Below are 26,609 nucleotides of genomic sequence, written 5' to 3'. Positions count from 1 at the left end.
ATGTTCGTTTAGGATATCCCACGCAACCGCCTCCCCCTTCGAAAGGTCCCCTCCCCTCATGGGTGACGTCTTTACCACACTTGATCTGGTGATTTTCTTTGGGGCTTTGATCGTGGTGATGGGGGTCGGCCTCTATGCCGGACGCAAGGAAGAGACCTCAGGTGACTATTATCTCGCCGGTCGCAGCGTCCGCTGGTGGGGTGTCGCCGGGTCGATCTTTGGCAGCAACGTGAGCGCCAACCACATGGTCGGCATGATGGGGGTCGGCTTTACGATCGGCTTCGCTCAAAGCCATTTCGAGCTCGGAGCCATCGGCGGTTTAATGCTGCTCTGTTACGGGTTTTTGCCAGTCTATCGCAAATTGAACCTTTACACGCTCTCCGAATATTTGGAAAAACGCTACGACGCGCGCAGCCGCATCAGCTACGCCGTGATCATGGTGCTGATCATGGTCGTCGTCCAAATGGGGCCGGGTCTCTACATTGGTGCCCGTTCGATCTGCCTCGTTCTGGGGGGCGACGCGGTGCATGAAGTCGAAGCGGACGGCGCCGACGAGGGGCTGACGAGTATCCAGGTCAATACAAACTACTATTACGGATTCGTCATCGCGCTAGCAGTCGTCGCCGCCGCGTATACGATTCAAGGTGGACTCAAAGCGGTCATCATGACCGACGTACTGCAATCGGTGCTGCTGTTGGCTGCGGGGCTGGTCGTCGCCTGGTTGACCTTCCACCGCTTGGGAGGCTGGGGCGCGATGATGTCGCTCGATGCCGCCCAGGATGGTGCGCAAAAAATGCACTTGTACCTACCCTCGAATCACGCGCAACTCCCCTGGACCGGCGTGCTCACCGGTCTGATGGCGATGCACTTTTTCTACTGGGGGACGAATCAGTTCATCGTACAACGCGCACTCGGTGCGCAGTCTGATGCCGAGGCGCGATTAGGAATCGTCACCGCCGGATTTTTAAAGCTGCTGATCCCATTTTTCAGCATCTGCGGCGGCGTGGCTGCGTTTTATCTTTTCCGTCGTGAAATGCCCGGACAGAAGATCGACTCCGATGCCGTCTTCACCCAATTGGTGCTGTTGATCATCCCGGCCGGCTACGGCATCGTCGGCCTGATCTCCGCCGGCGTGATCGGCGCGATCTTGTCCTCAGTCGATTCGATGATGAACTCGGCCGCAACCATTGTGGCGGTCGACCTCTATCAGCGATACATCAATCCCCAGGCGACCGATCGGCAGATGATCTGGATCGGGCGCGTGGCGATTGTGGTCTTTGTCATCATTGCCGCACTCGTTGCAATTTTTATTCTCGACCCCAACTCGACGGACAATTTCTTTTTACAAATCGCGAACTACCAAAATTACTTTACCCCCGGGCTGTTGATCGCTTTTGCCATGGGCATGTTTTGGAAACGCGGGACCGCCACGGCCGGTTTTGCGACGATTGTCGCCGGCGTGGTTTTCTCCTGGGGTGTCGAAGCGGGTTACAACCACTACGTCGGCGGCGGCCTGAGCCGCGAGGCATACGAAATGGTGCTCAACCCCGCCCAACTCGACAATTTGACCGAAGAAAAAGTGTTCCCTGATGAACTAATAGGCATGACCTCCGAGCAACGCACGGAATTTCTTGCTGCACAGGGATCACAGATGTCGACGATCGTGCGTTATTTCGGACCGCAATTGAATTTCTTTCACCGCGTCGTGTTTGTTTTGGGACTTAGCGCTATCGTCTATGTCCTGGTCAGTTTCGTAACGCACCGCGATCCCGAAAAGGAACGCTACACCTGGACCGATCTAGGGGGCCATGCGCCCGATGACTTACGTCACATTTTCCTGGCCATCATCGCTTCCATCCTGGTCTTTGCTGTCTTGGGCACACTGTTGTACCTAGACATCGTCACCCCATTGCTCTCGGCTAGCTTGGCGTTTCTTTGGACCCTCGTGTTATTCGCGCGAGCGGCGGCAACTTCGATTGCCAAACGTGTTGTCTCCGGTAACAAAGGTGCCGGAAGGTCGGCCATAGCCCTGTGGATCACCGAAGACCGCCTCTGGGCCGGACTGCTCTGCGGCTGGGCGGTGTTTATGATGTATTATTTCAAATAATACCATCACAGACGGTGCGCTCAGATCAACTCAGCAATCGGCGCGCCATTGGGCAGGATCGGCGTTGGGCGGCCGCCATGGTCGGGGAAATGCGTCGCCAGCGGTACGCCGAGGTGCTTGTACCATGTGGCCAACAGGTCGTTGGGCCTCACCAAACGGCTGAGAACTTCGTCCCCTTTGGAATTCGTCGCCCCCACTGCTTGGCCCATCGGCATGCCACCCCCGGAGAGAAAGACCGACATCGTGCGGCCCCAGTGCTCGCGACCCGGTTGGCCTTTAAAATTGCTCAACCGCGGCGTGTGCGACATTTCTCCCATCACGACCAACAACACATCATCTTGCAGACCGCGGTAGTGGATGTCCTCCACCAGTGCCGAGGCGACTTGATCGAGCACCGGCAGGCGTATTTTCATTTGCTCAAAAATATTCCACACCGACGCATGGTCATCCCAACTGAACGCCTTTTGTCCGGGCACCGTCGCAAAGTCGATGGAAACCATCCGCGCTCCCGCTTCGACCAATCGTCGCGCCAACAAACAACGCTGACCCACCGCATGCCGTCCGTAACGATCACGCGTGCGAGGATCTTCACGGCCGATATCAAAGGCATCCCGAGCAGCATCGCCGGTCAGCATGGAGACCGCTTTGTGATTGAATTCATCCACCGAATCCATCATCCCCGACGCATCGACGTCGCGGCGGTATTGGTCGAATTCCTTGAGCAAATCGAGTCGCTGTGCAAATTGCGGTTTGGTCATGCCGGCCAACGAAGTATTCGGCACGCTGAATTTGTCGGAGTTGGGATCCGCTTTGACAACAAACGGATTGTGCGCCGTCCCAAGGTACGCGCCGCCCTGATATCGCGTAAAAGGCATGGAGACCAACGGCGGCATCCCATCAACGCGACTCCCCAGGAGTTTGCCCGTGACCGCGAACAAGTCGGGATGATCGGGGGCGTAAGGGGGCTGTTCCAATGCGTTGCCTGGATAGCCCGACAACATCGTATGCGTGCTATTCACATGCCCCGGGCTGTCGTGACTGATTGAGCGGACGAGAGCGAACTTGTCCCCCAACCCGGCCAGTTTCGGCAGGTGCTCGCTGATTTCTAAACCGGGGACAGTCGTTGCAATCGGATCGAACTCTCCCCGAAATTCCGCTGACGCTTGCGGTTTGAGGTCGAACGTCTCCATGTGACTCGGACCGCCCCACAGCCACAACAAAATGATCGACTTGCCGCTCTTTGCGGATTGCCCCGCAGAAGCGGCCAAACTTTCGGCACGCAATAAATCTGCCAACCCTAATGCGGACCATCCCACCAATCCGGAGCGCAAAAATGTCCTGCGACGTATTGTGCCGATACAAGGGGCAGGTGGTTTTTTGGGGTGTGTCATCTCAAAAGGGCCGGTGAGGAAATTTGCAAGCCGGTATTATGATGATCGTGGTCGATGCATTCTGAATATCTGCGAAAATCAGTCTTCGGCATGAACAACAACCGCCGGACCGTCATATCAGTGGATGTCGATCTATCTTACTTAATACCACCCGGTTTGCCAGTCCGGTTGAGCGACTTCGCCGGCCAGGAACGGTTTATTAGTTGTTGCCAACGTGCCGTGTGTACCTTGATGCCTGCCTACTCCGAACTTCCAGTCCCACCCTGGGCTTCTCACCACCTGTCAGATTATGTAAAAGCAAAATCGCGAGAGGCTGATTGAGCTGGTTTTTTGAGCGAAAACAGAAAGTGAAGCCGATGTTCCGGATGACCGTGCGCTGCTTGTTGTTAGTCGTGATTTGCGGGGCGTTTCCCACGCCGTCGACCGCCGCCGATGCGTATTCGCTTGTCGAAGACTATACGAACCCACGCGAATTCGCCGTGACCGTCGAAATGAAAGTCACCGGCAAGATGCAAGCTTCCGCCGGCGATAAAAAAACGGCGATCAGTATGAAACTGAATGCCGAGGCAGAACTCGATTATGATGAGCGGCGGTTGCCCCCCGCAGGGCGCGATTCCCGTGCTCTGCGCTGCGTGCGGTATTATCGATCCGCGCATGCCAACATCCAAGTTGACGGCCAAACCACTTTGCCGAGGCTGCGCCAAAAAAACAAATTGATCGTCGCCGAGGGACAACCCAACGGAGTGCGGTATCACAGCCCTGAGCGTCCCCTATACTTTACCGAGTTACAATTACTCGGTGCACCGGGAGACAGCCTGGCTGTCCTGGTCCTGTTGCCTAGCCGCGATGTGGAAATCGGGGATACCTGGAAGCTCGACGATTGGGCGGCTCAATTCTTTACGTCGCTGGAAGCTGTTGAAAAAGGGGGGATTGAGTGCACAGCCAAATCGGTGGAGAACGATTTGTTGCAGGTGCATTTCGCCGGCGAGTTGACCGGCGCCATCTACGGCGCCTTTACAACAGTTACGGTCGATGGTGATTTCTGGTTTGATGTGAAGAATAGCTATGTGACAAAAATGGAACTCAAACAATCCGAAAAACGGACCATCGGCGTTGTCTCGCAAGGATTGGATGTCGAAGCTCAAGTCACCCTGAACCGCGCCCTCAAAACGGGCGAAAAGTCATTGTCGGACGAATCGCTGGCCGGCGTTCCCTTGGAACCGAATCCGGCGAATTTGTTGATCGCCTTCGATTCTAATGCCTGGAACGTCCGCTTTTTCCACGATCGTTTGTGGCACCTTTACAAACACGAACGGGATGCTGCTGCTTTTCGCCTGGTCGATCACGGCAGTTTTCTCGCCCAATGCAAGATCGCCCCGCTCAAATCAGCGAAGCCGGGTAAACACCTCTCCGAAGATCGATTCCTCAAAGACATCCAAACGACCTTGGGAGAACAGTTTCAGGGGGTCACATCGGTCGAGCAGGTCAAAGGCAAAGCGGTCAATGGCAAAGCGGTCGATGGCGAGGAGGGACGATACATCTATCGCGTCGAAACCTTCGGGAAAATCGGTGACCATGAGGTGACCTGGATCCACTATCTGATCGCGGCGGCGGATGGACGCCAAATCGCGTTGATTTTCACGGTGGGCAAAGACGTGCAAGAAAAATTCGAAGGCCGCGACCTCCAACTCGCCACCAGCGTCGAATTCCTGCCGGTTGCCGCTTCAGCTCAACAGGCGTCCGAACCGGCACAAGCCGACCGGACCAAATGAACGCTGGACGTTAAAACCGTCACAATCGGTGATGTTGTGACCCGATCTGTTGTGAAAAGACAACACCGACCGTCCCCGCAAGCCGCCTGCGGGCTACGTTTTTGTGTAACGGGCCACCTTGCTACACCTACTGAGATGCGGTCGTGGGTGCGCCTTCACCACTGCAAATTCAATAACGGTCAATTGCGATGAATGCTTCAATTTCAAGCGAACTGGGAAACATCAGTTCCTCGTTTTGGATCATGGTGTTGCTGGCTGTTGCAATTGCCGCGGGAACGGGATTCGCAGCCGGAATCTTCTATGCGCGTTGGAGCGACAAACGCTCATTCTCACGTGCGCGGGCCGGTGTGGCTCAACTCTTTCAAACCGTTATCTCCACTATCGATACCGCCCAAGAGGTATGCCGCCTGTTGGAAAAATGTCCGGGGACGTTTCTCAAGCCCAATCAGACGGAGCAATTGGTGCAAAAACGCAACGGCTTGCTGGATGCGATTTCCGGTTTGGTGCGACGACACGATCCCAGCTTCGATGCGACTCCCCGACCGGAGGCGGCCCCCTCCCCTGCACCCACGCCGTTTAAAGTCGAGTGGACGATTGAACCGACCGACCCGTCGACCGGATTACCGGGACGGCAGGCGTTCGACGAGAACCTCGCACTGTTGATGAACGCCGGGCAAGAGAGTGAACGGACCAGCGGTCTGCTATTGATTAAAATCGACAAGTTCGAAAATCTCCGGAGCCGCCTCGGTGTGGGAGATAGCGACAAACTTGTCAAAAAAATGATGGCGGTCGTCTGCCGATCCGTTCGCGATGAGGATTTGGTCTGCCGCTATTCCGCCGACATGCTGGCCATCTTGTTGCCCGACACCGATCCCGAGACCGGGCGGACAGTTGCCGGTGCCGCCCGAGATTCCATTCGCGCGTATCATTTTCGCGTTGAGGAGCATGGCCCGGAAATTTTTGTGACAGCCAGTTTTGGCTACACCGCTTGCCGGCCGCTGGACAATCCGGATCTGGCCGTGAATCGCGGTGCGGATGCATTGTCTAAGTCACAGCAGCGCGGACGCAATCAACTGCATGCGCATGATGGTCAATCGATCAAACATTGCCTCGCCGGCTGAGCCTTCCCGCCCTGGCCGAATACACCAGACAGACGCTTTTCTCTGGTGAAAAAGTCATTTCTGGGCCAGATTTTCCTTCCGCCACCGCTGCCATTTGTCGCGTGGTGATTGTCGGCTGTTGAGTCGAATTCATGAAATCCGACCCAACAACGGCGCGCCGTTGACCGTAAGCTATTTGAGCCGACTATATTAGGCTCTTTCCGCATCGGGCAGATGCTCAACTGCATCTTGCCTCGTTTTAGGATATCGCATAGGATCGATAAGTTCCCTAAGCCAATAGCCTAAGGAACACTCGCGCGGGACGGTTTGACCGGCCCGAGAAACCCCGATTGGGCCAATTTCCGGGGTGGACCGTGGGACCAGTCGCCGAAATCAGACCCATTCATTCATCGCCACGGACAAATTGTGTGATGCCCATGAACTTAAAATCGCCATATCGCGTCGTTATTAAATTTTCGCTGGCTGTCGCCTTGCTGGTCGCCACGGCTTATGGGGCGTCTCGCCTCAAAGATGCACCCCAAGGGCAAACGCGCGTGGCGATGCTGGTGGCAAAAATGGTGGAACGCTTCCACATCAGCCATCAGTCGATCGATGATGACGTCTCGGCGAAATTCTTGGAACGATTTCTTAAGGATCTCGATCCCCGCAAATTGTACCTCACCAAGGCCGATGTCGAACTTTTGCGTCAAAAATCCAAAACCCTGGATGACGACATCAAAGCCGGCAATGTCAGCTTCGCATTCACAACCTACAAGCTTTTCACGCATCGGCTATTGGATCGGATTAAAAAAGCTCAAGTTCTCATCGACAGTGAACACGACTTCAATGCCGAAGAAGACATGGTGGTCGATGCCAAAGATACGGACTGGGCCACGGAAGCAGAACTCGACGAACGTTGGCGCAAGCAAATCAAGTATGACTTGCTGGTCCTGAAATTGGGCGACGACTCCGATGCCGACAAAGTGGCCGAGGATGCCGGTGCAGTCAAACGCAAAGACGAGGAATCGCCTGCCAAAACATTGGCAGAGGCAAAAAAACGTCTCCACAAACGTTATGCCAATATCGTCACGATGACCGAGCAGACCGAGCCGGAACAAATCTTAGAAATGTTCCTGACCGCTTTGACCACGACCTTTGATCCGCACTCAAGCTACATGTCCGCATCGACGCTGGAGGAATTCCAGATTGCGATGCGACTGAAGTTGCAAGGGATCGGCGCCGCACTGCGGGTGACCGACGGTTACACCATTGTCGCAGAAGTCGTTCCCGGTGGCGCCGCTGACGCGGACGGTCGCTTGAAAGAAGGGGACAAAATCATCGGTGTCGGGCAAGGAGAGGATGGCGAAATCACTGACGTCGTGGAAATGAAGCTTTCCAAAGTCGTCAAAATGATTCGCGGCCCCAAAGGAACGGTCGTCCGACTGCAAGTCAAACCGGCCGACGACAGCGAGACGAAAATCTACGACCTGACCCGCCAAGTCATTGAACTGAAATCCTCACGGGTGACGGGTGAGATCATTGATACCGGAAAACGTATGGACGGTCGCCGTGAAAAAATCGGCGTGATCAATATCCCCTCCTTCTATCGCGACTTCGACGCTGCCCAAAACGGCGTCGCCGATGCATCAAGTACTGCCACCGACGTCAAAAAAGTGCTGCGATCGTTTGCTTCACAAGGGGGTGTCGACGGCATCATTATCGACTTGCGAAATAACGGCGGTGGCGCTTTGATCGAAGCGATCGACGTTTCGGGATTGTTCATCGATGTGGGGCCCGTCGTGCAGGTCAAATCCTCAACGGGACGCGTCGAAGCACTGGACGATGAAACATCAGGTGTCGCTTATAGCGGACCGTTAATGGTCATTACTAATCGCCTGTCCGCCTCAGCCTCCGAGATTTTTGCCGGAGTGATTAAAGATTACAAACGAGGAATCCTCGTCGGTGACACCACAACACATGGCAAAGGCACGGTTCAAAGTGTACGGCCTGTTGATACGGAATTCCGGCTCAACAAATCAGAACCGACCGGCGGTGCTTTGAAAATTACGATTCAACAGTTTTATCGCGTCAACGGCGACAGTACGCAAAACCGCGGCGTCACCACCGATGTGTCGCTGCCGTCGCTGATTGACCATTTCGACATCGGCGAATCGTTTTTGGACAATGCCCTGGAGTTCGACCAAGTTAGTCCGGCAAACTATGCCGCGACAGCAGCGGTCAATCCTGAAATTATCTCCGCCCTGAAAAAGGATAGCCAAAAACGCGTTCTTGCGGACAAAGGGTTCCAACGCGATGAACGCGTCATCAATCGCTACCTGAAACGCAAAAACCGCAAGACGGTTAGCCTCAACGAAGAAGAGATGCGTCGCGAACGTGATGAAAGCAAGGCGGACAAGGATGAAGAAAAAGACGACACCGAGAAAAAACCAGGCGAAAACAAGCCCAAGGAGATCTTCCCGGACAAACATTACAACAACGAAGTGCTGGCCATTATGCTGGACTACATTGATTTGCTGCATAAAGGCACAACTGCCAAAGCACGCTAATCTGTCCTGCAGGACTTGCTGATGCTCACCCAAAAAAGGAAGCGGTTCATTTCCGAGCCGCTTCCTTTTTCTGCGCGCAGACAGGCCCCAGAATGCTTCAAAATATCCCGCGCCACTCGACGTTGTCCTCTCGACTTTCTAAGATACCGGCATGATTGCCATCGAAGCTGACAACCTGACGAAAATCTATCGCGTTTACCGTAAGCGAGAAGGCCTAATGGCGTCGGTCAAAGGGCTGTTTCATCGTGACTTCAAAGAAGTCCATGCCGTCGAAAACGTCAGTTTTCGGATCGATCAAGGTGAAATGGTTGCCTTCTTGGGGCCCAACGGTGCAGGGAAAACGACCACATTGAAACTGTTGTCCGGACTGATCTTTCCCACAGCCGGAACGGCTACGGTACTTGGCTATGTCCCCTGGCAACGGGATAACGCTTACCGCCGCCGGTTTTCACTGGTGATGGGCCAAAAGAACCAACTCTGGTGGGATCTGCCGGCGCAAGAATCGTTTCAGCTGCACAAAGAAATCTATCGTATCGAACCGGATGTGTTTCAAAATCGTCTGGACGAATTGACCGATCTGCTCCAAGTCCGTGACCTCGTCGGCCAACCGGTCCGCGAACTCTCCTTGGGTGAACGGATGCGGCTAGAACTCATTGCCGCCCTACTGCACGGTCCCGACGTGCTACTGTTGGACGAACCGACGATCGGCCTCGATGTGATATCGCAGCGGAAGGTGCAGGAGTTCCTCAAATTCTATCAAGACGAGCGCAAGTTGACGGTCCTGCTCACGAGCCACTACATGAAGGATGTCGAGGCCCTCTGCAAACGGGCGGTGATCATCAACGAAGGGGTGATCAAACACGACGGCCCGCTGGAGGACATCGTCGACCGCTTCAGCACGCATAAAGTGATCGAACTACAATTCTCCGGCACGACCATTCCCGCCGATTTGGCCGAATTCGGCGAGGTCTTCGACGAAAAGCCGCCGCGAGTCAAAATCAAAGTCCTCCGCGCAAAAATCCCCGTCGTCCTCACCACCTTGCTATCGCGGTACTCGATCGAAGATGTCAGCGTCAGCGATCGCCCCTTGGAAGAAGTGATCGCTGAAATGTTCACCGCCACGTCTGACGAAAAAGAACCTACCGCCGTCCCAACCGGCTCCGCATAGCCCAATGCACAAGCAATACTCCGGGTGCCACTGGCGGCTTGCCCGCCAGCGCGATACCAGGAGCAGCTCTCCAAACGAAGCACGTACCCAACCAACCGTAGGGCAGGCTCCCGCCTGCCGTGGTTTCTGTTCGACGTAACTTCCGTGTGGCGTGACTCGATCCGAGCGGCAGGCTGGAGCCTGCCCTACATTGATCGCCTGCCGTTACACCAGTCCATTCGGCTTCGCCCAGTGAATCCGCGCGACATAAACACTCCCGTCGCTGCCATGTTTCTCCACACCCTCGGGCTGCATCCATTCGCTGACGGTCACCCAGGTCTCGTCCGGGCTGATATCCGTAACACCAAAATTCCCCAGTCGTGCGCCCCGTTCGGGAACCAAGACTCGCTCTGTCTCGCGAATCACTCGTAACCGCTCAGGATCGACTTGAGCTATAAACAACGGGGCACGGTGCCGAAAGACGTGGTCGTTATTCGCACCGCGACGGGTATACACCAAAAACAATCCGTCGCTATGCGTCACCCAATGTTGCTGCGTGTTGTAATTGCCTAACGGCTGTCCATCGTCGAATCGCCATTCTTGGATCGGCTCAAACTGCTGTCCATCCTCGCTTCGCGTAATGTAACCCCGTTTGTCATTGCGAATCGTCAAAAAGTATTGGCCGCCGAAACGCGTTAAGGAGGGTTCGTGCAAGCCCCGCGTTTTGTCGTCGACATGCAATTCCGTGCCGTTCTCCAGATAGGTCAGTGTCGTGCCGTCAAAACCACACCGTGCCACGGTGACATGCGAGTTCTTTCCGGCAGGGACAAAATACAGTGGCAAAAGAATTATCCCGTCCGGCAGATCGAACCGCTGCGTGCAACCGGCTCCGGCGTCGTTGAATTTTTCATCATGCGAAAGATCCATCTTCCGCCAAGCTTTCCAATCACTTTGTTTGGGGGCATATACCGCATAAGCCGTGTGCCGCGGACGAGGCCGCGTGACTTTCCATTCGGGTGTGTAAACGACCGTGTGCCCGGTCCCCAGGAGCGTATTTGTTTTCACATGCCATTTCGGCCAAAAGTCGCTGACCGCCACCGGTCGCTCTTGCCCTTTAATGTCCTCTATCCGCGGCGCGAGCGTCTCCATTTCCGCAGCCTCGGTCCACGACTTGCCCAAGTCGTCCGTCTGCATTCCAAATACCCCTTTGAACACGTCGCTACCTGATAAGTCCAAAGTGTTCATCGTCATCACGACGCGCGGGTCACCTCCCTGCCCTGTTCCCTGCACGATTCCCGCGCGGGGATGACTCCAGCACCGTTTGCCATCAAACAACTTCGTCGGCACATCCCGCGTTAGATGATAATCAGGCGCCGTGTCGTCCGCACCGCCAACACCGCCGCAGGTCAGATAAGAAATACCAGCACACAAAGATGTCTGCAAAAAACGTCGCCGCTCAAACATCAATCGATTCCTTGTAAACAAAGTGATCAGTTTCCCGTTTAACAACGTATCAGCCCCAACCCCCCATCACAATCCTATGCAACAGCCCAGGATTCACAAGTTTCTCTCCAGAGTGTTGACACTCCGCGCACCGGCCTGTATTCAAAATGCAGGGCACAACTCGATTCCACTTCTGGAGACTCCCCCATGCAACGCTGGCTGTACGTCATCGCCGTCATGTCCATTGCTTCAACGACCTGCGCTGCTGAAGCCGTCGTTAATATCGACTCCCCGATGCCGCCTCCCAACTGGGCCTTGCTTGAACGTCAACTGCTACGCGCCCAAGCGGACGCGTGCGCAGAGTTTTTTGAGAAGTACTTCGATGAACGCGGATACCTGCTCTGCGTCGAACGCTGGGGCGGTGACGATGGGCCGGATGACGCCATCGAAAACTGTAACGGTTGGCCGATCTTGCACGCCATGGGCGCATCGGACGACGTGCTGCGGATGTACAAAAAGGCTTGGGACGGCCACCTGCGGCAATACACTGCCGCCAAAACCACGGAGGTCCCCTTTGCCCGCGACGGGATGTACTACAAGGAATTTCCCGTGATGTTCGACTGGCAACATAACGGAGAAGGGATCTCGGTTTTCAATCTGCAGGGACTTTCCGATCCCGACGACATCGACTTCGGACTGCGCGTGCGGCGGTATGCCGGGTTTTATATGGACGAAGATCCCGGTGCGCCGAACTATGACCCCAAACACAAAGTCATTCGCAGCATGATCAACGGCAGTCGCGGACCGTTGATGCGCAAAGCGACCGGATTGGATTGGGCGGGCGATCCGATCGAAGTGGAAAACCGTTTCGGACTGGGACATGGCGAACGCAACTACGAGGAAATGGTGGCCCACTTTAAGGATTACAACGACGTCGTCGGCGACCATCCGCTCAATTTAATATCCACCACGTTGGCCCTGAATGCCTATCTGCTCACCGGCGAAGATAAATACCGTACCTGGCTGTTGGAATATGTCGATGCCTGGCTGCAGCGGATGGATCAAAACGGTGGCGTGATTCCCAGCAACATCGGCCTCGACGGTACCATCGGCGGAGCCGCTGACGGCAAATGGTACGGTGGAACCTATGGCTGGGGCTTTACGGTGGTTGTCCCGCAAACCGGAAAACTGGCGGACCGCAATCGGCAGTATTGGGGCTTCATCGGTTTTATGAATGCTTATTTGCTCACCGGCGACGACCGGTATCTACAAGCCTGGCGCAAACAAGCTGACGTAATCAATGCGCAGAAAAAAATCATCAACGGGCAAGCGATGTACCCCCGCATGTACGGTGACGAGGGTTGGTACAGCTATGTGCCGCAGTCGTACGACTACAACGCGCGGGAAATCTATTTTCTCTCCATGGATCCCCAGGATCGGAGCCGCGCTCCCCAAACCGGTTGGTTTGATTATCTGGAGGGAAAAGATCCCGACTATCCCGAAAACGCATTACGCGCCGATTTCGAAATCCTCCGCCGCAAAATCGAAGGCATGCGTGACGACACGACCACCCCCGATACTCGCTTGGCCGACGACCCCATGCAGTTCAACCCCGCCCGCGTCCGCACTTTACTCCAACTGACGCAAGGGGGATGGCTGGTCGAGCGACGCGGCGCGGCATTGTTCGCGCGACTGCGCTATTTCGATCCCATCGCCCGCCGCGCGGGGCTTCCCGAAGACGTTGCGGCATTGGTCACGAAAATGACCGATGACATGACGGTCGTCACACTTGTGAACATCAACCAACAAGATTCGCGCACCGTAACTGTGCAAGCAGGCGGATACGGTGAACATCAATTCTCCTCCGTGGAAATCGCTGATGAATCCACAACCGTTGACGCCCCCCTCTTCACCGTCAAACTCGCCCCCGGTGCTGGCGAGACGATAGCTCTGCAAATGCAACGGCACGTCAATCAACCAACCATGTCCTTTCCCTGGAATCGATAAGATTCGCTGCAGGGTTTATTACTTGTTACTCGTTCCCAAGCTCTGCTTCGCAACGCAATTTCACGAAGCTCTGCTTCGCTGAGAAAGACGCTCGAGAACCATTATCTCCTCTTATCACGAATTGGAATTTAATAACCAGCTGCAACGATCCGCTCCTAAAGCAATTGAAATCTCAGGGGACACCGCACCTATGATCTTCGACATCCATAGCCACGCCTGGGCCTATCCCGATCATTTCGGCGACGATTTTCGCGACCAAGCACAACGCCGCGCCAAGCCGGGCGAGACGCTCGATTTGACGGTTCGGTACGAAGATTACCGCGCGATGGCTCCCGCAGAGGTCCGCACGGTCGTCTTCGGGGGCAAAGCCCAACTCAGTGGTCTCTGGGTCGATGACCGTTACGTTGCGAATTACGCAGAGCGGCACGGTGATAATGTCGTGGGGTTTGCATCGATCGACCCCACGCAGCCCTCCTGGAAAACCGAAATGCACAACGGTATTGAGCGCATGGGGCTCAAAGGCATCAAACTGCTGCCGATGTACGCTGGGTTTTTCCCCGATGATAAAATTCTCGATCCGCTTTGGGAGTATGCCGGCGAAAGGAAACTGCCTGTGTTGTTGCATACGGGAACGACGTTTATTGCTCAGGCCCCCTTGGAATGCACCTTGCCACGGCATGTGGACAACGTCGCCGCCCGTTTTCCCAACGTCCCCATCGTGATGGCGCATCTCGGCCATCCCTATGAAGGGGAATGCATCGCCGTGATTCGTAAACACCCGAATGTTTATGCGGACATCAGCGCCCTGCACTACCGCCCCTTTCAGTTGTACCAAAGTTTGATGTTGGTGCAGGAATATGGTGTGTGGGACAAAGTCCTCTTCGGGACCGACTATCCTTTCACAACGGTCAATGCCACTGTGGACGGGCTGCGCAAACTGAATGATATGCTCGTCGGTACCGCACTGCCGCGATTGGAGACTGAACAGATCGAGCAGATGATTTATCGCGATAGTTTTAGTTTGTTGGGAATCTCGTGAATCCGGATTGCGGAAAATGTTGAGCGACTTCACAATGGTCGCAGACACATTCGCCGACTTCTCATCCACCACGATTCTCGATTCTATGTCCACTCCTCAAAGCGATGCCGATTGGCCGAGCGGCCCCTTGCCGCCCGAACCGCCGATTCCCTTCCCCGACGTGCATTACCATTGGGATGCACTGCACGCCGCCCCTCGCATCGACGAAACCGCCTGGATTGCGCCCGGTGCGGTTGTCATGGGACGCGTCCGCATGAAGGCCCGCAGTTCTGTTTGGTACAACTGCGTGCTCCGCGGCGACAACGAATACATCGAACTGGGCGAAGACACCAACGTCCAGGATGGTTCGGTGCTGCACATCGACCCCGATTACCCTTGCATCCTGGGCGATCGCGTCACTGTGGGCCATATGGCGATCGTGCATGCCTCGGTCGTGGGCGACGGTGCATTGATTGCCATCGGCGCCAAGGTCCTCAGTCGCTGCGTGATCGGCGAAGGCGCCTTGATAGCCGCCGGCGCCGTTGTGCTGGAAGGCACGCAAGTCCCTCCTCACACTCTCTGGGCCGGTTGCCCGGCGCGTCAAATCAAAGAACTCGACGAAAACCAACGCGCCCGCCTGGCTCGCACCTATCAACATTACGTCAACAACACCGCCATCCACCTCGCTCGCTTTGGCCGCGCGCATATTGATGCGATTATCAATGGCGAAGGCATTTGAACTCAGACTCGAATTCAGCCACTCACTCGGAATCTACTTATGACAAAATGCAGCATTTGCGAACACGCCAATCCGCCACTGGCCAGGGAATGCGAAAGCTGTGGGATGCAGCTTTCTCTCGACAACGACGCAGCCGCCGCCGACAGTCGAATTCAGGACCGGGTGCACCAGTTGGTTGCTGAAGGAAATAAAATTGAGGCGATCAAATTGTATCGCGAACAGACAGGCTGCGGCCTCGTCGAAGCTAAAAACGCTGTCGAAGCCATGCTGCGCGGCGAAACCCCTCCGCCCATCGCGCCCCGCCCGCAAACGTCCTCTACGACCGATCAAGACATCGTCGCCCTACTGCACGAAGGCCGCAAAATCGAGGCGATCAAACTGTACCGCGAACAAGCCGGCGGTGGCCTCCGCGATGCCAAATTGGCCGTCGATGCCCTGGCCCGCGAACACGGCATCGAAGCCGCCGGCAAAAGCGGCGGTTGCTTAGGCCTGCTCATCATCGGCCTAACGCTCACCGCCACGGCCGGCTATCTGCTGACCTAACCCACCGTATGATTCGCAACACTGCTCCCGAAATCATGATCGACCTCAACGCCGAGAACGTCGTTTCCTACCTCAAGTCAGCCGGACACCTGGCCCCCCAGGAATCTGCGACGGCCACAGAATTATCTGGCGGGGTCTCGAATATTGTGATGCGCGTCAATCGCCCTTCCGGCGACGATTGGGTGATCAAACAGTCCCGTCCGCAATTGCGCACCGACGTCCCCTGGTTCAGCCGCATGGACCGGATTCACCGCGAAGCCGATGTGATGCGAATCTTGGACCGCCTGTTGCCGACCGGCATCGTCCCGCAAATTGTGTTGGAGGATCGCGACAATTTCTGGTTTGCCATGCAAGCCATTGATGCGAACCACGCTGTCTGGAAACAGCAGTTACTCGACGGACAAGTCGACCCCCCAGTCGCTGCGAAACTCGGCACCTACTTGGCCTCGATTCACCGCGAAACCTCGCTGCGCGGAGAACTGACGGAGATGCTGCGCGATCAAACCGTGTTCGACGAGTTAAGAGTCGATCCGTTTTACCGGCATTTGGCAAACAAATTCGCCGACGTGCGTCCTGCGATCGAATCCATGATCGACGAAATGGCCGCCACGCCGATCTGTCTGGTGCTGGGCGATTTCAGTCCGAAAAACATTTTGATCACGCCGACCGGCATAGCGCTCGTCGACTTCGAAACGGGGCATCGCGGCGATCCCGCTTTTGACCTGGGATTCTTCCTCAGCCATTTACTACTCAAAACCGTGTTACATGCGGATCATTTCGATGATTATGCTGACTTGACCCACGAATTTTGGAAAACATATCTCGCCGGAATCCAACCGCTGAAAGCAACCGCATTCGCACCGCACGAACTCCGCCGCCGCACATTCGCTCACCTGGGCAGTTGCATGTGGTCCAGAATCGACGCCACCAGCCCGGTCAACTACCTGCCCGACGAACGGCAAAAAAACATCGTCCGCAATTTCAGCCGCCAATTGCTCCTCAATCCCCCCGAAACCTGGGACCAGACCATCCAAGACCTACGCACACGCACCAAACAACCTTGAAGCCCCCCACCCCCACCGTTACGGTAAACCCCAACGTAGGATGCGTCGCAGCGCAGCTTTCGATGTAGTTAGGTATGAAAAGCGTGAACGACGTCCGTCAGTAGGAAGCCAGCCGTCAGAATATCGCAGTGCTCAACGGAGAAAACTCGCCGTGAAACTTCCCTCTCCCATGGATTACATTACATTGTCTCCGTGCGATATCGACGTTTTGTATCCTCCGCTTGGTTTTTTACCAATCCAGGAACATGAACTCGGGAACGGAGATAGCTTTGGTTTCTATTGGCCAATTGGATTTGAGGATCACCCCCCCATTGTCGCTGAAACATATCACGACGAATGGTCGGTCCAACCTCATTTCTCCTCCCTGGATACGTTTCTGACGGCCATCGATGACCAGGGCGCTGATGAAGGCGAATACATTGAACCGCCCGATATCGAGGAAGACCCTCGTTCGCCAGCTGCTTGTTTAAAAACTGCGCGCATGCGCCTCAAATCGCAAAATGTCGAAGACGCGATTGAGTGCTTGGAAACGGCCGTTTCAGTATTACCAGAATATCGCGATGCACAGGCGTTGCTGAGCACACAATACCGACGACTCGGACAAATCGACTTAGCGATCAAGGCGGCAGTTCAAGCGATTATTTCGACGGTTTGCTTTGGTGGTCACCACGCTCCACTGGTGGCGTGGCTATCACAGCAAAAGGAGTGTCCGCAAGAATTGGAGAACGACCCAATTTGGGGCAACCGTTCGAAATTGACTTTTAAATTCGGAGGTGAAAAGGAAAACGATCAATATCTCGTTCTCCGAGACGCGATTGATTGTTATCTCGATAACAGGGCATTCATCCCCGCAATGACCTTAATGCAAACTTACGGCGATCTCATGACAAATGAGACGATTTCGTTTCAGGAGCGCAACGGATTCGATCGACACAATTTTTATGTGTGGCAACGCGAGGTGGCGGCAGAGATGTACGGGAAGCCGCGAACAATGCAACCACCGCCAATTTAAACACACGTCCCGCCAGAATACATATCAACCTCAAGCCTGTCCCCTCAAGCCTCAAGCCCCCCGCCCATGTCTAAAATCGAACAGATCCACGCCCGCGAAGTCTTCGACAGTCGCGGGAAACCGACCGTCGAAGTTGAAATCCGTTGTGCCGGCAGTCGTGCGGGGCGGGCGATTGTTCCCAGTGGCGCTAGTACGGGCCGCTTCGAAGCTTGTGAACTGCGCGATGGCGACCCGAATCGTTTCGGTGGCAACGGCGTGTTGCAAGCGGTCGGCCATGTGAATCACGATATCGCCGCTGCCTTAACCGGCATGGATGCCGCTGATCAACAATCGATCGATCGCGCTCTGTGCGACCTGGACGGGACCGAAAACAAATCGCGACTTGGCGCTAACGCCATCTTGGGCGTCTCCCTCGCCGCCGCCCATGCCGCTGCCGAGGCTCAGCAACTTCCTCTCTGGAAACATTTCGCCCAACTGTGGCAGACAGCCGCCGCCGATCTCGGTCAGTTGCCGTCACCGACAGCTGCTCTAGGACAGCAACCATTGATGCCGCTGCCGATGGTGAACATGATCTCCGGCGGGCTCCACGCGGGACGCAATTTGGATTTCCAGGACTACTTGATCCTCCCCGTCGGCGCCACGTCTTACCGTGAAGCATTGGAATGGATCATCACCATCTACCACCGGCTAGGGCGACTGCTCACCGAAAAGGGATACGAAGGCGTCCTGGTTGGTGACGAAGGGGGATACGGTCCCAAGTTGACATCCAACGTCCAAGCGGTCGAACTCGTGATCGAAGCGATCGAAGCCTGTGGACGGAAACCGGGCACTGATGTCGCCATCGGACTCGACGTTGCCTCCTCGCACTTTTTTGATGGCACGCACTATCGTCTCGCTGCAACCGGCGATGAACGTCTCAACTCCGGGGACGTGATCGACTTGTTAGAAAAATGGGTCAGTGCCTATCCGATTGTCAGTATCGAAGATGGTTTAGCAGAAGATGACTGGGAGGGCTGGCAGGAATTGACGCGGCGACTGGGAGATCGTGCGCAACTGATTGGCGACGACTTGTTTGTCACCAACCGCCGGCGATTAGAAAAAGGGCTAGAACTCTCCGCCGGAAACAGCGTGCTGATTAAGGTCAATCAAATCGGCACTGTGTGGGAGACTTTTGAGACGCTCCGACTCGCGCTGCAAAACGGCTTCTGGCCGGTCGTCTCCGCTCGCAGCGGCGAAACCGAAGACCACACCATCGCCGACCTGGCCGTCGCAACCGCTGCGGGGCAAATTAAGATAGGTTCCATCGCCCGCAGCGAACGGCTGGTGAAATACAACCAACTCTTGCGGCTAGAAGAGCAAGTCGGGTCCGATGCTTACCAGGGAGGCCGGATTTTCTTGGCGCTGAAATCATAAAACACGAATCAAGATGGAACTCGCCATATAATCGTGCCCAACAGGCGTTTGAAATGAAATTTTCCCGCCGCGACATGCGTCTTAAATGGATGCATTGAACAGTTTTGTCGATAAATTTACTAGTAGCAAACCGACCGCTTCGGCGGGTTTTACGATGGATCGATATGTAGTAACGCGGTTTGCCTAAACCTTGATGAACAGTCTTCCTTTCTAAACAAGATGCGGCGACGGTGTTTCGCTCGTCGCATAAGTAACTTATGAAATTGCAACGGACTGCAATCCAACCTGTTCTGCGCAGCACCCTCTGTCTGATGGTCTGTCTCTTCGTGTGCGGTTGCCGCTTGACGGGACGCAACGTCGACAACAGCATGACCTCCTACGAGCACGCCACCATCTCCTATGATGTCGCTGGCTGCTGCCGCAATTTGCTTACGGGGGAAAGCGAAATCACCCCCGTGGCGTACAGCACCGACCAATCAACGGATGTGGAAGACTCGGTCTGGAAATCGGCGCAACTCTCGATTCAATACCCACACCCCGACGAAGTGCCGGAGATGGCCCAGGTCAAATTGCGGCTGTCGAGCCTCGCCCCGGATGATGAAATGCCCCACGTGTCAGGGGCCAGTCCGCTCGCCGGTGGGATTTGTAACGACGAACTGTGGGTGATGGACATTCCCAAGGTCGAATTGGACCAATTGTTGATCCAACTCTCCAACCGGGGCGAAACCGCAGCCGGTCAACTCCCCGCCGCCGATGCACACCTGAACGTGATGGTCAACCAACAGGCCACCGCCAACACGTCGAGTCGCGAACCGCAGTTGGACGAATTTGTGAAACGGGTCTATCAGCAGGGCCGCCTGCGAGGATTTATTCCCTGCCAACAGGCGCAACAATCCTCCCCACAGGCCACGCCGCGTTTTCCGTCGCTGACGCAAACGTCATTTCAACTCGACCAGAAACTGTAACAGGTCCGCCGCCTGTTCGGCCGTCATCTCTCGCAGCAGCATCTCGGGCATGAGCGACTTATCTTGCGGCTGCAGAATCTCGATGTCCGCGCGGGCAATGCGAATCAACTCGTGTTGATTGTCCTTGAGCACCACTTCGTCCTCGGTTTTTTCCACCAACAATCCGGCATGCACCTGCCCCCGTTTGGTTTCGACGATATAGCTCACGTAATCCTTGTGGATCTCCTTCGACGGATTGAGAATCGTATCCAAGATTTTCATCTTGTCTTTGTCCTTCGCCACATGCGTCAACTCCGGCCCCAATTCGCGGCCTTTGTCACCGATTTTGTGACAGTCGCGACACTGCACACCGGCCGCTTTGAAAAACAACTCCCGCCCCCGTGCGGCATCGCCTGTCAGGGCCAGGATTTGCTCCGGACGAACCAACGGCCCCAGACGACGCACCCGCTGTTCCTCCGGGACAAACCGTTCGAACAAATCCCGCACCAGCGGATTCGTGTGAGCGGAACCGGCGGCGATGATCTCCCCGCGTAGCGGCGAAGCGGGTGGCTCCTGATCGACCAGGCTCACCGCCACCATTGCCCCACTGACGTTATCGAGTAGCTTTTTGATTGCCGCGGTCCGTTTAGCGGCTACATCGCTGTTCAAATCTTCAGGCTGGGCGACCTCGGCAGCGGTCGTTGTATCTCCTTCAGCAGGCAATTTGGCCACCCATTCCCGAAACAACTTCAGTGCGTCTTCATCCACGACCGCCGACCCCAAAACCGGCATCCGCCCCTGCCCCAGTTTCGACAAGCGATACAAAATCACCGACCGCTCAGGAGCCCCTTTGGCAATCAACAGGCCCTTATTGATGCTGAAGTTTCCATGGTTCGGCGGGATGTTAAAAATGTTCGTCTTTTTTTCATCGCTGGTGAACTCCAATTCCATCTTCGCATTGCCACCGCCGTCCGAAACATGACAGTGCGAACAGTTGGCGTGCAAATAAGATCGCGCACGGGCGTTCAACTCGGCTGATTCGTCATATGGATTTGAAAGCTTGGGCAACTCCCCAATCGACTTTTTCGGCGATTCCTTAAACATGCCGATATGGTCCCACGCGCGGATTTGATTATCGGTGACTCCGCCAAAGTCGTAGTCCCGATTCATTTGTAACGTGTTCAGCCCCAGGACCCACTTGGCGGCGCGGGAATGGCAACCCATACACTCCGTGCGGGCCGCGTACCGCCACGTCTGCTGTCGCACTCCCGTCGGTTCCGCCGCGTCACGAATTTGGAATTTGCGATCCATGCCGTCGCGACCAACCAAATCGGCGTCGTCCCCGGCATCGTTCCACATATAGGTATACGCCATCCATTCCCCCTCTTGCCGCGTCAGCAACCGCGTTTCGATCGGACGCCGGCTCGCTGGATTCCCCGCTTCCATCTCCAGTGACAACGTCTGCGCCGCCACGGTGTGGTCGGGAAATTCCCAACCGCGTTGCCCTCCGTACGTAATCTGTTCCTCCCCCGGGACTCCTACAAATCGCTGGACGTGCGCCCCATCAACCCATGCCGGTGCATTGACCGAATAAGGCAACACTCCAGCCGCCGGAATCTGCTCGGAGACTGATTTAAACAGACCGGTCTCACTTAGTTTTCGTGGAAACTTCTCCGCAGCATGCGCCGGCGCGCCGCTCGGCACCAAGGAAAAGATTTCACCGCTCAATGCAACCAAGTACATTTCGCGATCATGATCATGGCCAAACGTCGCGACTTTATACGTCGAGTCGGACAGCCGCTGGTGGTCTTTGACCTGTTCGTCCTCATAACGAAATCCCCAGACGATGCCCGTTTCGTAATCGCAATAAATATACATACCGTAAAATTCCGGCCGTTTCTTCGCGCGATAAACGTACCCGCCGGTGATCGAACGGCTTTCCGAGTGCGGATGCTCGACGATCGGCTTGTACAATTTGCCCGGCCCCATTTCGCGTTCCAACATGAACGGGTGCGAACCTTCGTAGATGCTCCAGCCATAATTCCCGCCGCGACGAATCAGGTGAATCATTTCCCACAGATCCTGGCCGACTTCTCCGACCCACAAGTTGCCCGTCTCGCGATCAAAACTCATCCGCCACACCTGACGGTGCCCGTTGGTCCACGCCTCGGGAATTGCCCCTTCGACATCCAGAAACGGATTGTCCGGCGGGATGCTGTATTCTTTTCCCTCAGACGGATGATCGACGTCGATCCGCAAGATGCTTCCCGTAAAATCGCTCAGGTCTTGCCCCGTATTGTCGACGTCGGATCCGCTCGTTCCATCCCCCGAACCGATGTACAAGTAGCCGTCGGGACCGAACGCCAAGTCGCCCCCGCCATGGCCGGCCGTCGCCCATTTCACGATCAACGTCTCCGACCCGCGGACAAATTGTGGCGGGTTGGTTTTCGTTAGTTGAATCCGGTAGATGTAATTGTGTTCTGACTCCTGACCGTCCCGCTTGGTGACGTTCAAGAAAATATAGGCGTAGCCGTTCTCCGCATAGTTGGGGTGCAGTGTCAGCCCCCACCCACTGCCACCGATCGATTTGTCGATCCACTTCATGTCGAAGATCGCAACGCTATCCGAGACATCCGGGTCATCCTCAAAGGTCAGCAATTTCCCGCCAACCTCGAAAATGAAAATCCGATTGCTGTCCGGCTCAGGTACCATCGCGATCGGTTGGTCGAATTTGAGGTGCGGATACTCGCGCTGCAGCTTGTATGGCGGTGGAGGCTCGGGCGAACCTTTAACGCGTGACGTCGTCCAGGGCACCCGCTTTGTTAGACCAAATGGCTTTTCCGGCTCAGAGGGTTTCGATTCTGCAGGTGGGGTCTTTTCCGCGGCATCGTCGGCGTACGACAACGCGATCCAGCCTCCCCCGGCAACCAGAGACATCATCAAGCAAGTGACGTGCGCGAATAGTCGCATAGATACTCCTCTGAGGAAGCCACCCTAGTCATTTCCACGACCGTAATCATATCAACGCTCGTGCATCCGATCTTAAGCAACCCCCTACACAAGTTCAACGCGAATCATCGCCGCTGTTTTCACGATTGCTGGTGATCAAGGGCACAAAACGTTAATATCGTCAATGTCACCTATTCATCCCCTGCCCTGTTTCCTGATTGGCGCCCCGTCGCTATGTCCGCCGCACTGCTGTTTGACTTAACTCCCGATCAACTCACCGATTGGTGCACTGAGCACGGACACAAACCGTACCGTGCCCGTCAGATCTTTCACGGCGCGTTTGGGCGGCGGGTGATGGCATTCTCCGATATGAGCGATTTGCCCGCGAAATTACGCGAGCAATTGGCCGACAGTTTTCAGTTTTTCTCCTCCACAATAACTGCACACAACGTCGCCAGTGACGGGACTGAAAAACTACTGCTCGCGATGCAAGATGGCAGTACGGTCGAGTGTGTGTTGATGCGCGAAGGCAAACGACGCACCATTTGTATCAGTACGCAAGTTGGCTGCGCGATGGGCTGCGTGTTTTGTGCCAGCGGCATGCTAGGGCTCACACGCAATCTCTCCGCCGGAGAAATCACGGAGCAAATCGTCCGTTTGGATCAGCTCTTGCCGGCTGAAGAACGCATCACCAATATTGTGGTAATGGGCATTGGCGAGCCGCTTGCCAATCTTGACAACCTGCTCCAAGCGCTCGATCACGTCACGGCCGATGGCGGCATGGGCATCGGTGCCCGGCGGATCACAATTTCAACAGTCGGGCTGCCCGAGAAAATCCGCCGTCTCGCCGAGTGCGGCAAAGCCTACAATCTCGCGGTCTCGTTGCATGCCCCGAACGAGGAACTTCGCAGCCAGATCATACCCGTCAACGAGGGGATCGGATTAGCAGCGGTCTTGCGGGCCGCCGATGACTATTTCGAAAAAGTCGGCCGCCGCGTCTCGTATGAATACATCTTGCTCGGAAAACTGAATGATGCGCCGGAGCACGCGCAGCAGTTGGCGAATCTCTTAAAATCGCGATTCGCGCACGTCAACTTGATTCCCATGAATCCGGTCGCTGAGTCTTCCTTTCGCAGGCCCAGCGAACGCCGCATTCAGCGTTTTCTGGAAATCCTGCAAGAAGCCGGCGTACCGGTCACCGTTCGCAAACGCAAAGGGGCCGACATTGATGCCGCTTGCGGACAACTACGACTCCGCAAGCATAACGACAACGCACTGGTCGACCTGAAGTCCTAAAGCCGTGACTCCGGCGGACGGCTTACAAGGTTGTGCTCGCAAACTCGTCTAGCTCAAACTCTTTGGCTTCGAATCCGACTAACCGATTCTCGCGAAACACTAAGTAGTATGTTTGGCTCTTGCTGTCCGGCCCATACGCGTACATTTTGTCGCTAGCATGGTAGGCGTTGTTGTTGGTCTTGAGCAAACGGTCACTCGGTTCAAAGCGACCCGGCTGCCCAATCGCTCCATCGACTTCGGCACGCGTCATACCGTTATCGATACAATTGGCTAGCAGCCACTGCAGCGCTTCCGGATCACGGGAATGCTGATAACGTTCGCGGTGTGCGGTTTCTTGTTCATGCGTGATCTCAGGTGTTGTTGCAAACATCTGTTTGATCGGAGTGGTATCAAACGACTCGCAGCCACAGATTGCGGTCACGGTGATAAAGACCAATAACATCTGTGCGGAACGCTTTATGCATGGAAACAATGTTGCCACGTTACTTGACCTCCGAGTCAGACTACGCGCAGCCTGAGCTCACTTTGAGAGACGTGTTGACTTTGGGGGATGTGAGAGGGGCGGGAGTCTACGCGAATTCTCCGCAGGGGAAAAGAGCGTTCTTATGAAATCCGCGTTCTTGTTCAGACCACAAACAATTCCATGAATTGATCCGCCGGCAAGGCATCCAACTTCGACGGCTCGGCAAACGCCGCCAGCACTGATGCGCAGCGTGTGCTGTCGAATTGTGTCGCCATGTTATCTTGGAACTTTTGCTCCAATAGCGGCATCCCTTCATCACGACGTCGGCGATGCCCGATGGGGTACTCAACTTCCACACGCTCAGTCGACGTACCATCGGTGAAAAACACCTGTACCGCATTGGCGATCGACCGTTTCTGGGAATCGAGATAATCGTGCGAATACGCCGGGACCTCGACGACTTCCATCCGCTCCCGCAACTGATCAATCCGTGGATCGACTGCGGCCGTGTCTTCATAATCGTCGGCCGTCAACGTTCCGCGAATCAACGGTACCGCTGTCATGTATTGCAAACAGTGGTCGCGATCCGCCGGATTATTCAGCGGGCCGGTCTTATCGATAATCCGCACCGCCGATTCGTGCGTCTCGATGCGGATCCGCTCAATCTCATCCAAACGATCTTTGACCTGCGGATACAATGTGACCGCCGCTTCAACCGCCGTCTGCGCGTGAAACTCCGCTGGAAATGAGATTTTGAACAACACGTTCTCCATTACGTAACTTCCCAACGGCTGCGAAAGTTCAATCTGTGCGCCCTTGAACAACACATCTTGAAACCCCCATGTCGGGGCCGAGAGCGCCGTGGCATACCCCATTTCACCGGTTAGGGAAATCAATGCCAACCGCACCGCCCGACTGGTCGCATCGCCGGCGGCCCAACTTTTGCGCGAACCAGTATTCGGGGCATGCCGATACGTCCGCAATGCTCCTCCATCGATCCAGGCGTGCGACACGGCATTGATGATTTGTTGTTTGGTTGCCCCCAACATCTTCGCCGCAACAGCCGTACTGGCGACGCGGACCAATAGAACGTGATCCAATCCCACACGGTTGAACGAGTTCGTCAGCGCCAGCACTCCTTGAATCTCATGCGCCTTGATCATCGCCGTCAAGATGTCGCGTACCGTCAACTTTTGCTTCCCCGCACGATTCAAATAATCCGCGCAGGCCAAGATCGCCCCCAAATTGTCTGAAGGATGCCCCCACTCCGCCGCCAGCCACGTGTCATTAAAATCCAACCAGCGAATCAAACACCCGTTATTAAACGCCGCCGCCACCGGATCCAATTCATAGGCCGTCCCCAAGACCCGCGCCCCACCGGCCATCTCCGCTCCCGGCACAACCGGCCCCAGCATCTTCTCGCACGCCGGATAATTCAACGCCAACAGCCCGCACCCCAAGCTGTCCATCAAACACCACCGCGCGGTGTCATAGGCCAGCTCACTTTCAATCGATGCATCCGCCGCGTATTCCGCAATCTCAACCAGCAACTGGTCGGGAACCTGTTCCGTCACCTGAATTTTGTCGCTCATGTTTTCCTACTGAAATCTATCCCAAACTCTCCAGCCGCTAAT

General features: G+C 55.5%; 19 protein-coding genes. 14 read left to right on the top strand and 5 right to left on the bottom strand.

Going from position 1 to position 26,609, the window contains the following annotated elements:
- The first annotated feature begins 58 nt into the window (after positions 1 to 58).
- Positions 59 to 2,107, top strand: a complete 2,049-nt coding sequence (locus tag CA54_RS20950) for an SLC5 family protein (protein WP_146372928.1) — start codon at positions 59 to 61, stop codon at positions 2,105 to 2,107.
- A 20-nt stretch (positions 2,108 to 2,127) separates the two neighbouring features.
- On the opposite strand, the gene CA54_RS20945 is transcribed toward CA54_RS20950, so the two are convergent.
- On the bottom strand, positions 2,128 to 3,498 hold the full coding sequence (locus CA54_RS20945; RefSeq protein ID WP_146372927.1) for a DUF1501 domain-containing protein: 1,371 nt from the start codon (positions 3,496 to 3,498) through the stop codon (positions 2,128 to 2,130).
- 347 nt (positions 3,499 to 3,845) lie between these two features.
- Here CA54_RS20945 and CA54_RS20940 point away from each other — a divergent pair, with 347 nt between their 5' ends.
- The 4 genes from CA54_RS20940 to CA54_RS20925 all read left to right on the top strand — a co-directional run bounded on the left by CA54_RS20940 (position 3,846) and on the right by CA54_RS20925 (position 10,105).
- A complete protein-coding gene (locus CA54_RS20940) occupies positions 3,846 to 5,270 on the top strand; it encodes a hypothetical protein (RefSeq protein ID WP_146372926.1) in 1,425 nt (474 codons plus the stop codon).
- Between the two features lie 188 nt (positions 5,271 to 5,458).
- Positions 5,459 to 6,391 (top strand): GGDEF domain-containing protein, encoded by a 933-nt coding sequence (locus CA54_RS20935; protein ID WP_146372925.1) that lies wholly within the window; start codon positions 5,459 to 5,461, stop codon positions 6,389 to 6,391.
- Positions 6,392 to 6,801: 410 nt separating this feature from the next.
- Positions 6,802 to 8,937 carry a carboxy terminal-processing peptidase gene (locus CA54_RS20930; RefSeq protein WP_231963148.1) on the top strand — a complete coding sequence of 712 codons (2,136 nt, stop codon included), beginning with the start codon at positions 6,802 to 6,804 and terminating at the stop codon, positions 8,935 to 8,937.
- Between the two features lie 151 nt (positions 8,938 to 9,088).
- Positions 9,089 to 10,105 (top strand): ABC transporter ATP-binding protein, encoded by a 1,017-nt coding sequence (locus CA54_RS20925; protein WP_146372924.1) that lies wholly within the window; start codon positions 9,089 to 9,091, stop codon positions 10,103 to 10,105.
- 204 nt (positions 10,106 to 10,309) lie between these two features.
- On the opposite strand, the gene CA54_RS20920 is transcribed toward CA54_RS20925, so the two are convergent.
- Positions 10,310 to 11,548 (bottom strand): exo-alpha-sialidase, encoded by a 1,239-nt coding sequence (locus CA54_RS20920; protein WP_146372923.1) that lies wholly within the window; start codon positions 11,546 to 11,548, stop codon positions 10,310 to 10,312.
- A gap of 186 nt (positions 11,549 to 11,734) precedes the next feature.
- Here CA54_RS20920 and CA54_RS20915 point away from each other — a divergent pair, with 186 nt between their 5' ends.
- The 8 genes from CA54_RS20915 (at position 11,735) to CA54_RS20880 (ending at position 20,288) form a co-directional block, all read left to right on the top strand.
- Positions 11,735 to 13,534: a hypothetical protein gene (locus tag CA54_RS20915; RefSeq protein WP_197532678.1), complete on the top strand. Its 1,800-nt coding sequence runs from the start codon at positions 11,735 to 11,737 to the stop codon at positions 13,532 to 13,534.
- 190 nt (positions 13,535 to 13,724) lie between these two features.
- Positions 13,725 to 14,573 (top strand): amidohydrolase family protein, encoded by an 849-nt coding sequence (locus CA54_RS20910; protein WP_146372922.1) that lies wholly within the window; start codon positions 13,725 to 13,727, stop codon positions 14,571 to 14,573.
- 16 nt (positions 14,574 to 14,589) lie between these two features.
- A complete protein-coding gene (locus CA54_RS20905; protein WP_231963147.1) occupies positions 14,590 to 15,291 on the top strand; it encodes a gamma carbonic anhydrase family protein in 702 nt (233 codons plus the stop codon).
- A 105-nt stretch (positions 15,292 to 15,396) separates the two neighbouring features.
- A complete protein-coding gene (locus CA54_RS29550; protein WP_197532677.1) occupies positions 15,397 to 15,834 on the top strand; it encodes a ribosomal protein L7/L12 in 438 nt (145 codons plus the stop codon).
- An 8-nt stretch (positions 15,835 to 15,842) separates the two neighbouring features.
- On the top strand, positions 15,843 to 16,898 hold the full coding sequence (locus tag CA54_RS20895) for a phosphotransferase family protein (RefSeq protein ID WP_146372921.1): 1,056 nt from the start codon (positions 15,843 to 15,845) through the stop codon (positions 16,896 to 16,898).
- A 40-nt stretch (positions 16,899 to 16,938) separates the two neighbouring features.
- The gene (locus tag CA54_RS20890) at positions 16,939 to 17,910 is read left to right on the top strand and encodes a tetratricopeptide repeat protein (protein WP_146372920.1); all 972 of its coding nucleotides are present in this window, start codon (positions 16,939 to 16,941) and stop codon (positions 17,908 to 17,910) included.
- Positions 17,911 to 17,976: 66 nt separating this feature from the next.
- Positions 17,977 to 19,323: a phosphopyruvate hydratase gene (gene eno / locus CA54_RS20885; RefSeq protein WP_146372919.1), complete on the top strand. Its 1,347-nt coding sequence runs from the start codon at positions 17,977 to 17,979 to the stop codon at positions 19,321 to 19,323.
- 257 nt (positions 19,324 to 19,580) lie between these two features.
- Entirely contained in the window at positions 19,581 to 20,288 is a 708-nt protein-coding gene (locus CA54_RS20880) for a hypothetical protein (protein ID WP_146372918.1), read from the top strand.
- On the opposite strand, the gene CA54_RS20875 is transcribed toward CA54_RS20880, so the two are convergent.
- Positions 20,262 to 23,237 carry a PQQ-dependent sugar dehydrogenase gene (locus CA54_RS20875; RefSeq protein WP_146372917.1) on the bottom strand — a complete coding sequence of 992 codons (2,976 nt, stop codon included), beginning with the start codon at positions 23,235 to 23,237 and terminating at the stop codon, positions 20,262 to 20,264. The genes CA54_RS20880 and CA54_RS20875 overlap by 27 nt on opposite strands.
- A 213-nt stretch (positions 23,238 to 23,450) precedes the next feature.
- Here CA54_RS20875 and rlmN point away from each other — a divergent pair, with 213 nt between their 5' ends.
- Entirely contained in the window at positions 23,451 to 24,512 is a 1,062-nt protein-coding gene (rlmN, locus tag CA54_RS20870; RefSeq protein ID WP_145376343.1) for a 23S rRNA (adenine(2503)-C(2))-methyltransferase RlmN, read from the top strand.
- Between the two features lie 22 nt (positions 24,513 to 24,534).
- On the opposite strand, the gene CA54_RS20865 is transcribed toward rlmN, so the two are convergent.
- Positions 24,535 to 24,954, bottom strand: a complete 420-nt coding sequence (locus CA54_RS20865) for a hypothetical protein (RefSeq protein ID WP_146372916.1) — start codon at positions 24,952 to 24,954, stop codon at positions 24,535 to 24,537.
- A 182-nt stretch (positions 24,955 to 25,136) separates the two neighbouring features.
- Positions 25,137 to 26,567, bottom strand: coding sequence for a bifunctional 2-methylcitrate dehydratase/aconitate hydratase (locus CA54_RS20860; RefSeq protein WP_146372915.1), 1,431 nt, complete (start codon positions 26,565 to 26,567; stop codon positions 25,137 to 25,139).
- Positions 26,568 to 26,609: the final 42 nt, after the last annotated feature.

The organism is Symmachiella macrocystis (genome assembly GCF_007860075.1).
Classification (GTDB): domain Bacteria; phylum Planctomycetota; class Planctomycetia; order Planctomycetales; family Planctomycetaceae; genus Symmachiella; species Symmachiella macrocystis.
This window is presented reverse-complemented; position numbering and strand designations above follow the sequence as displayed.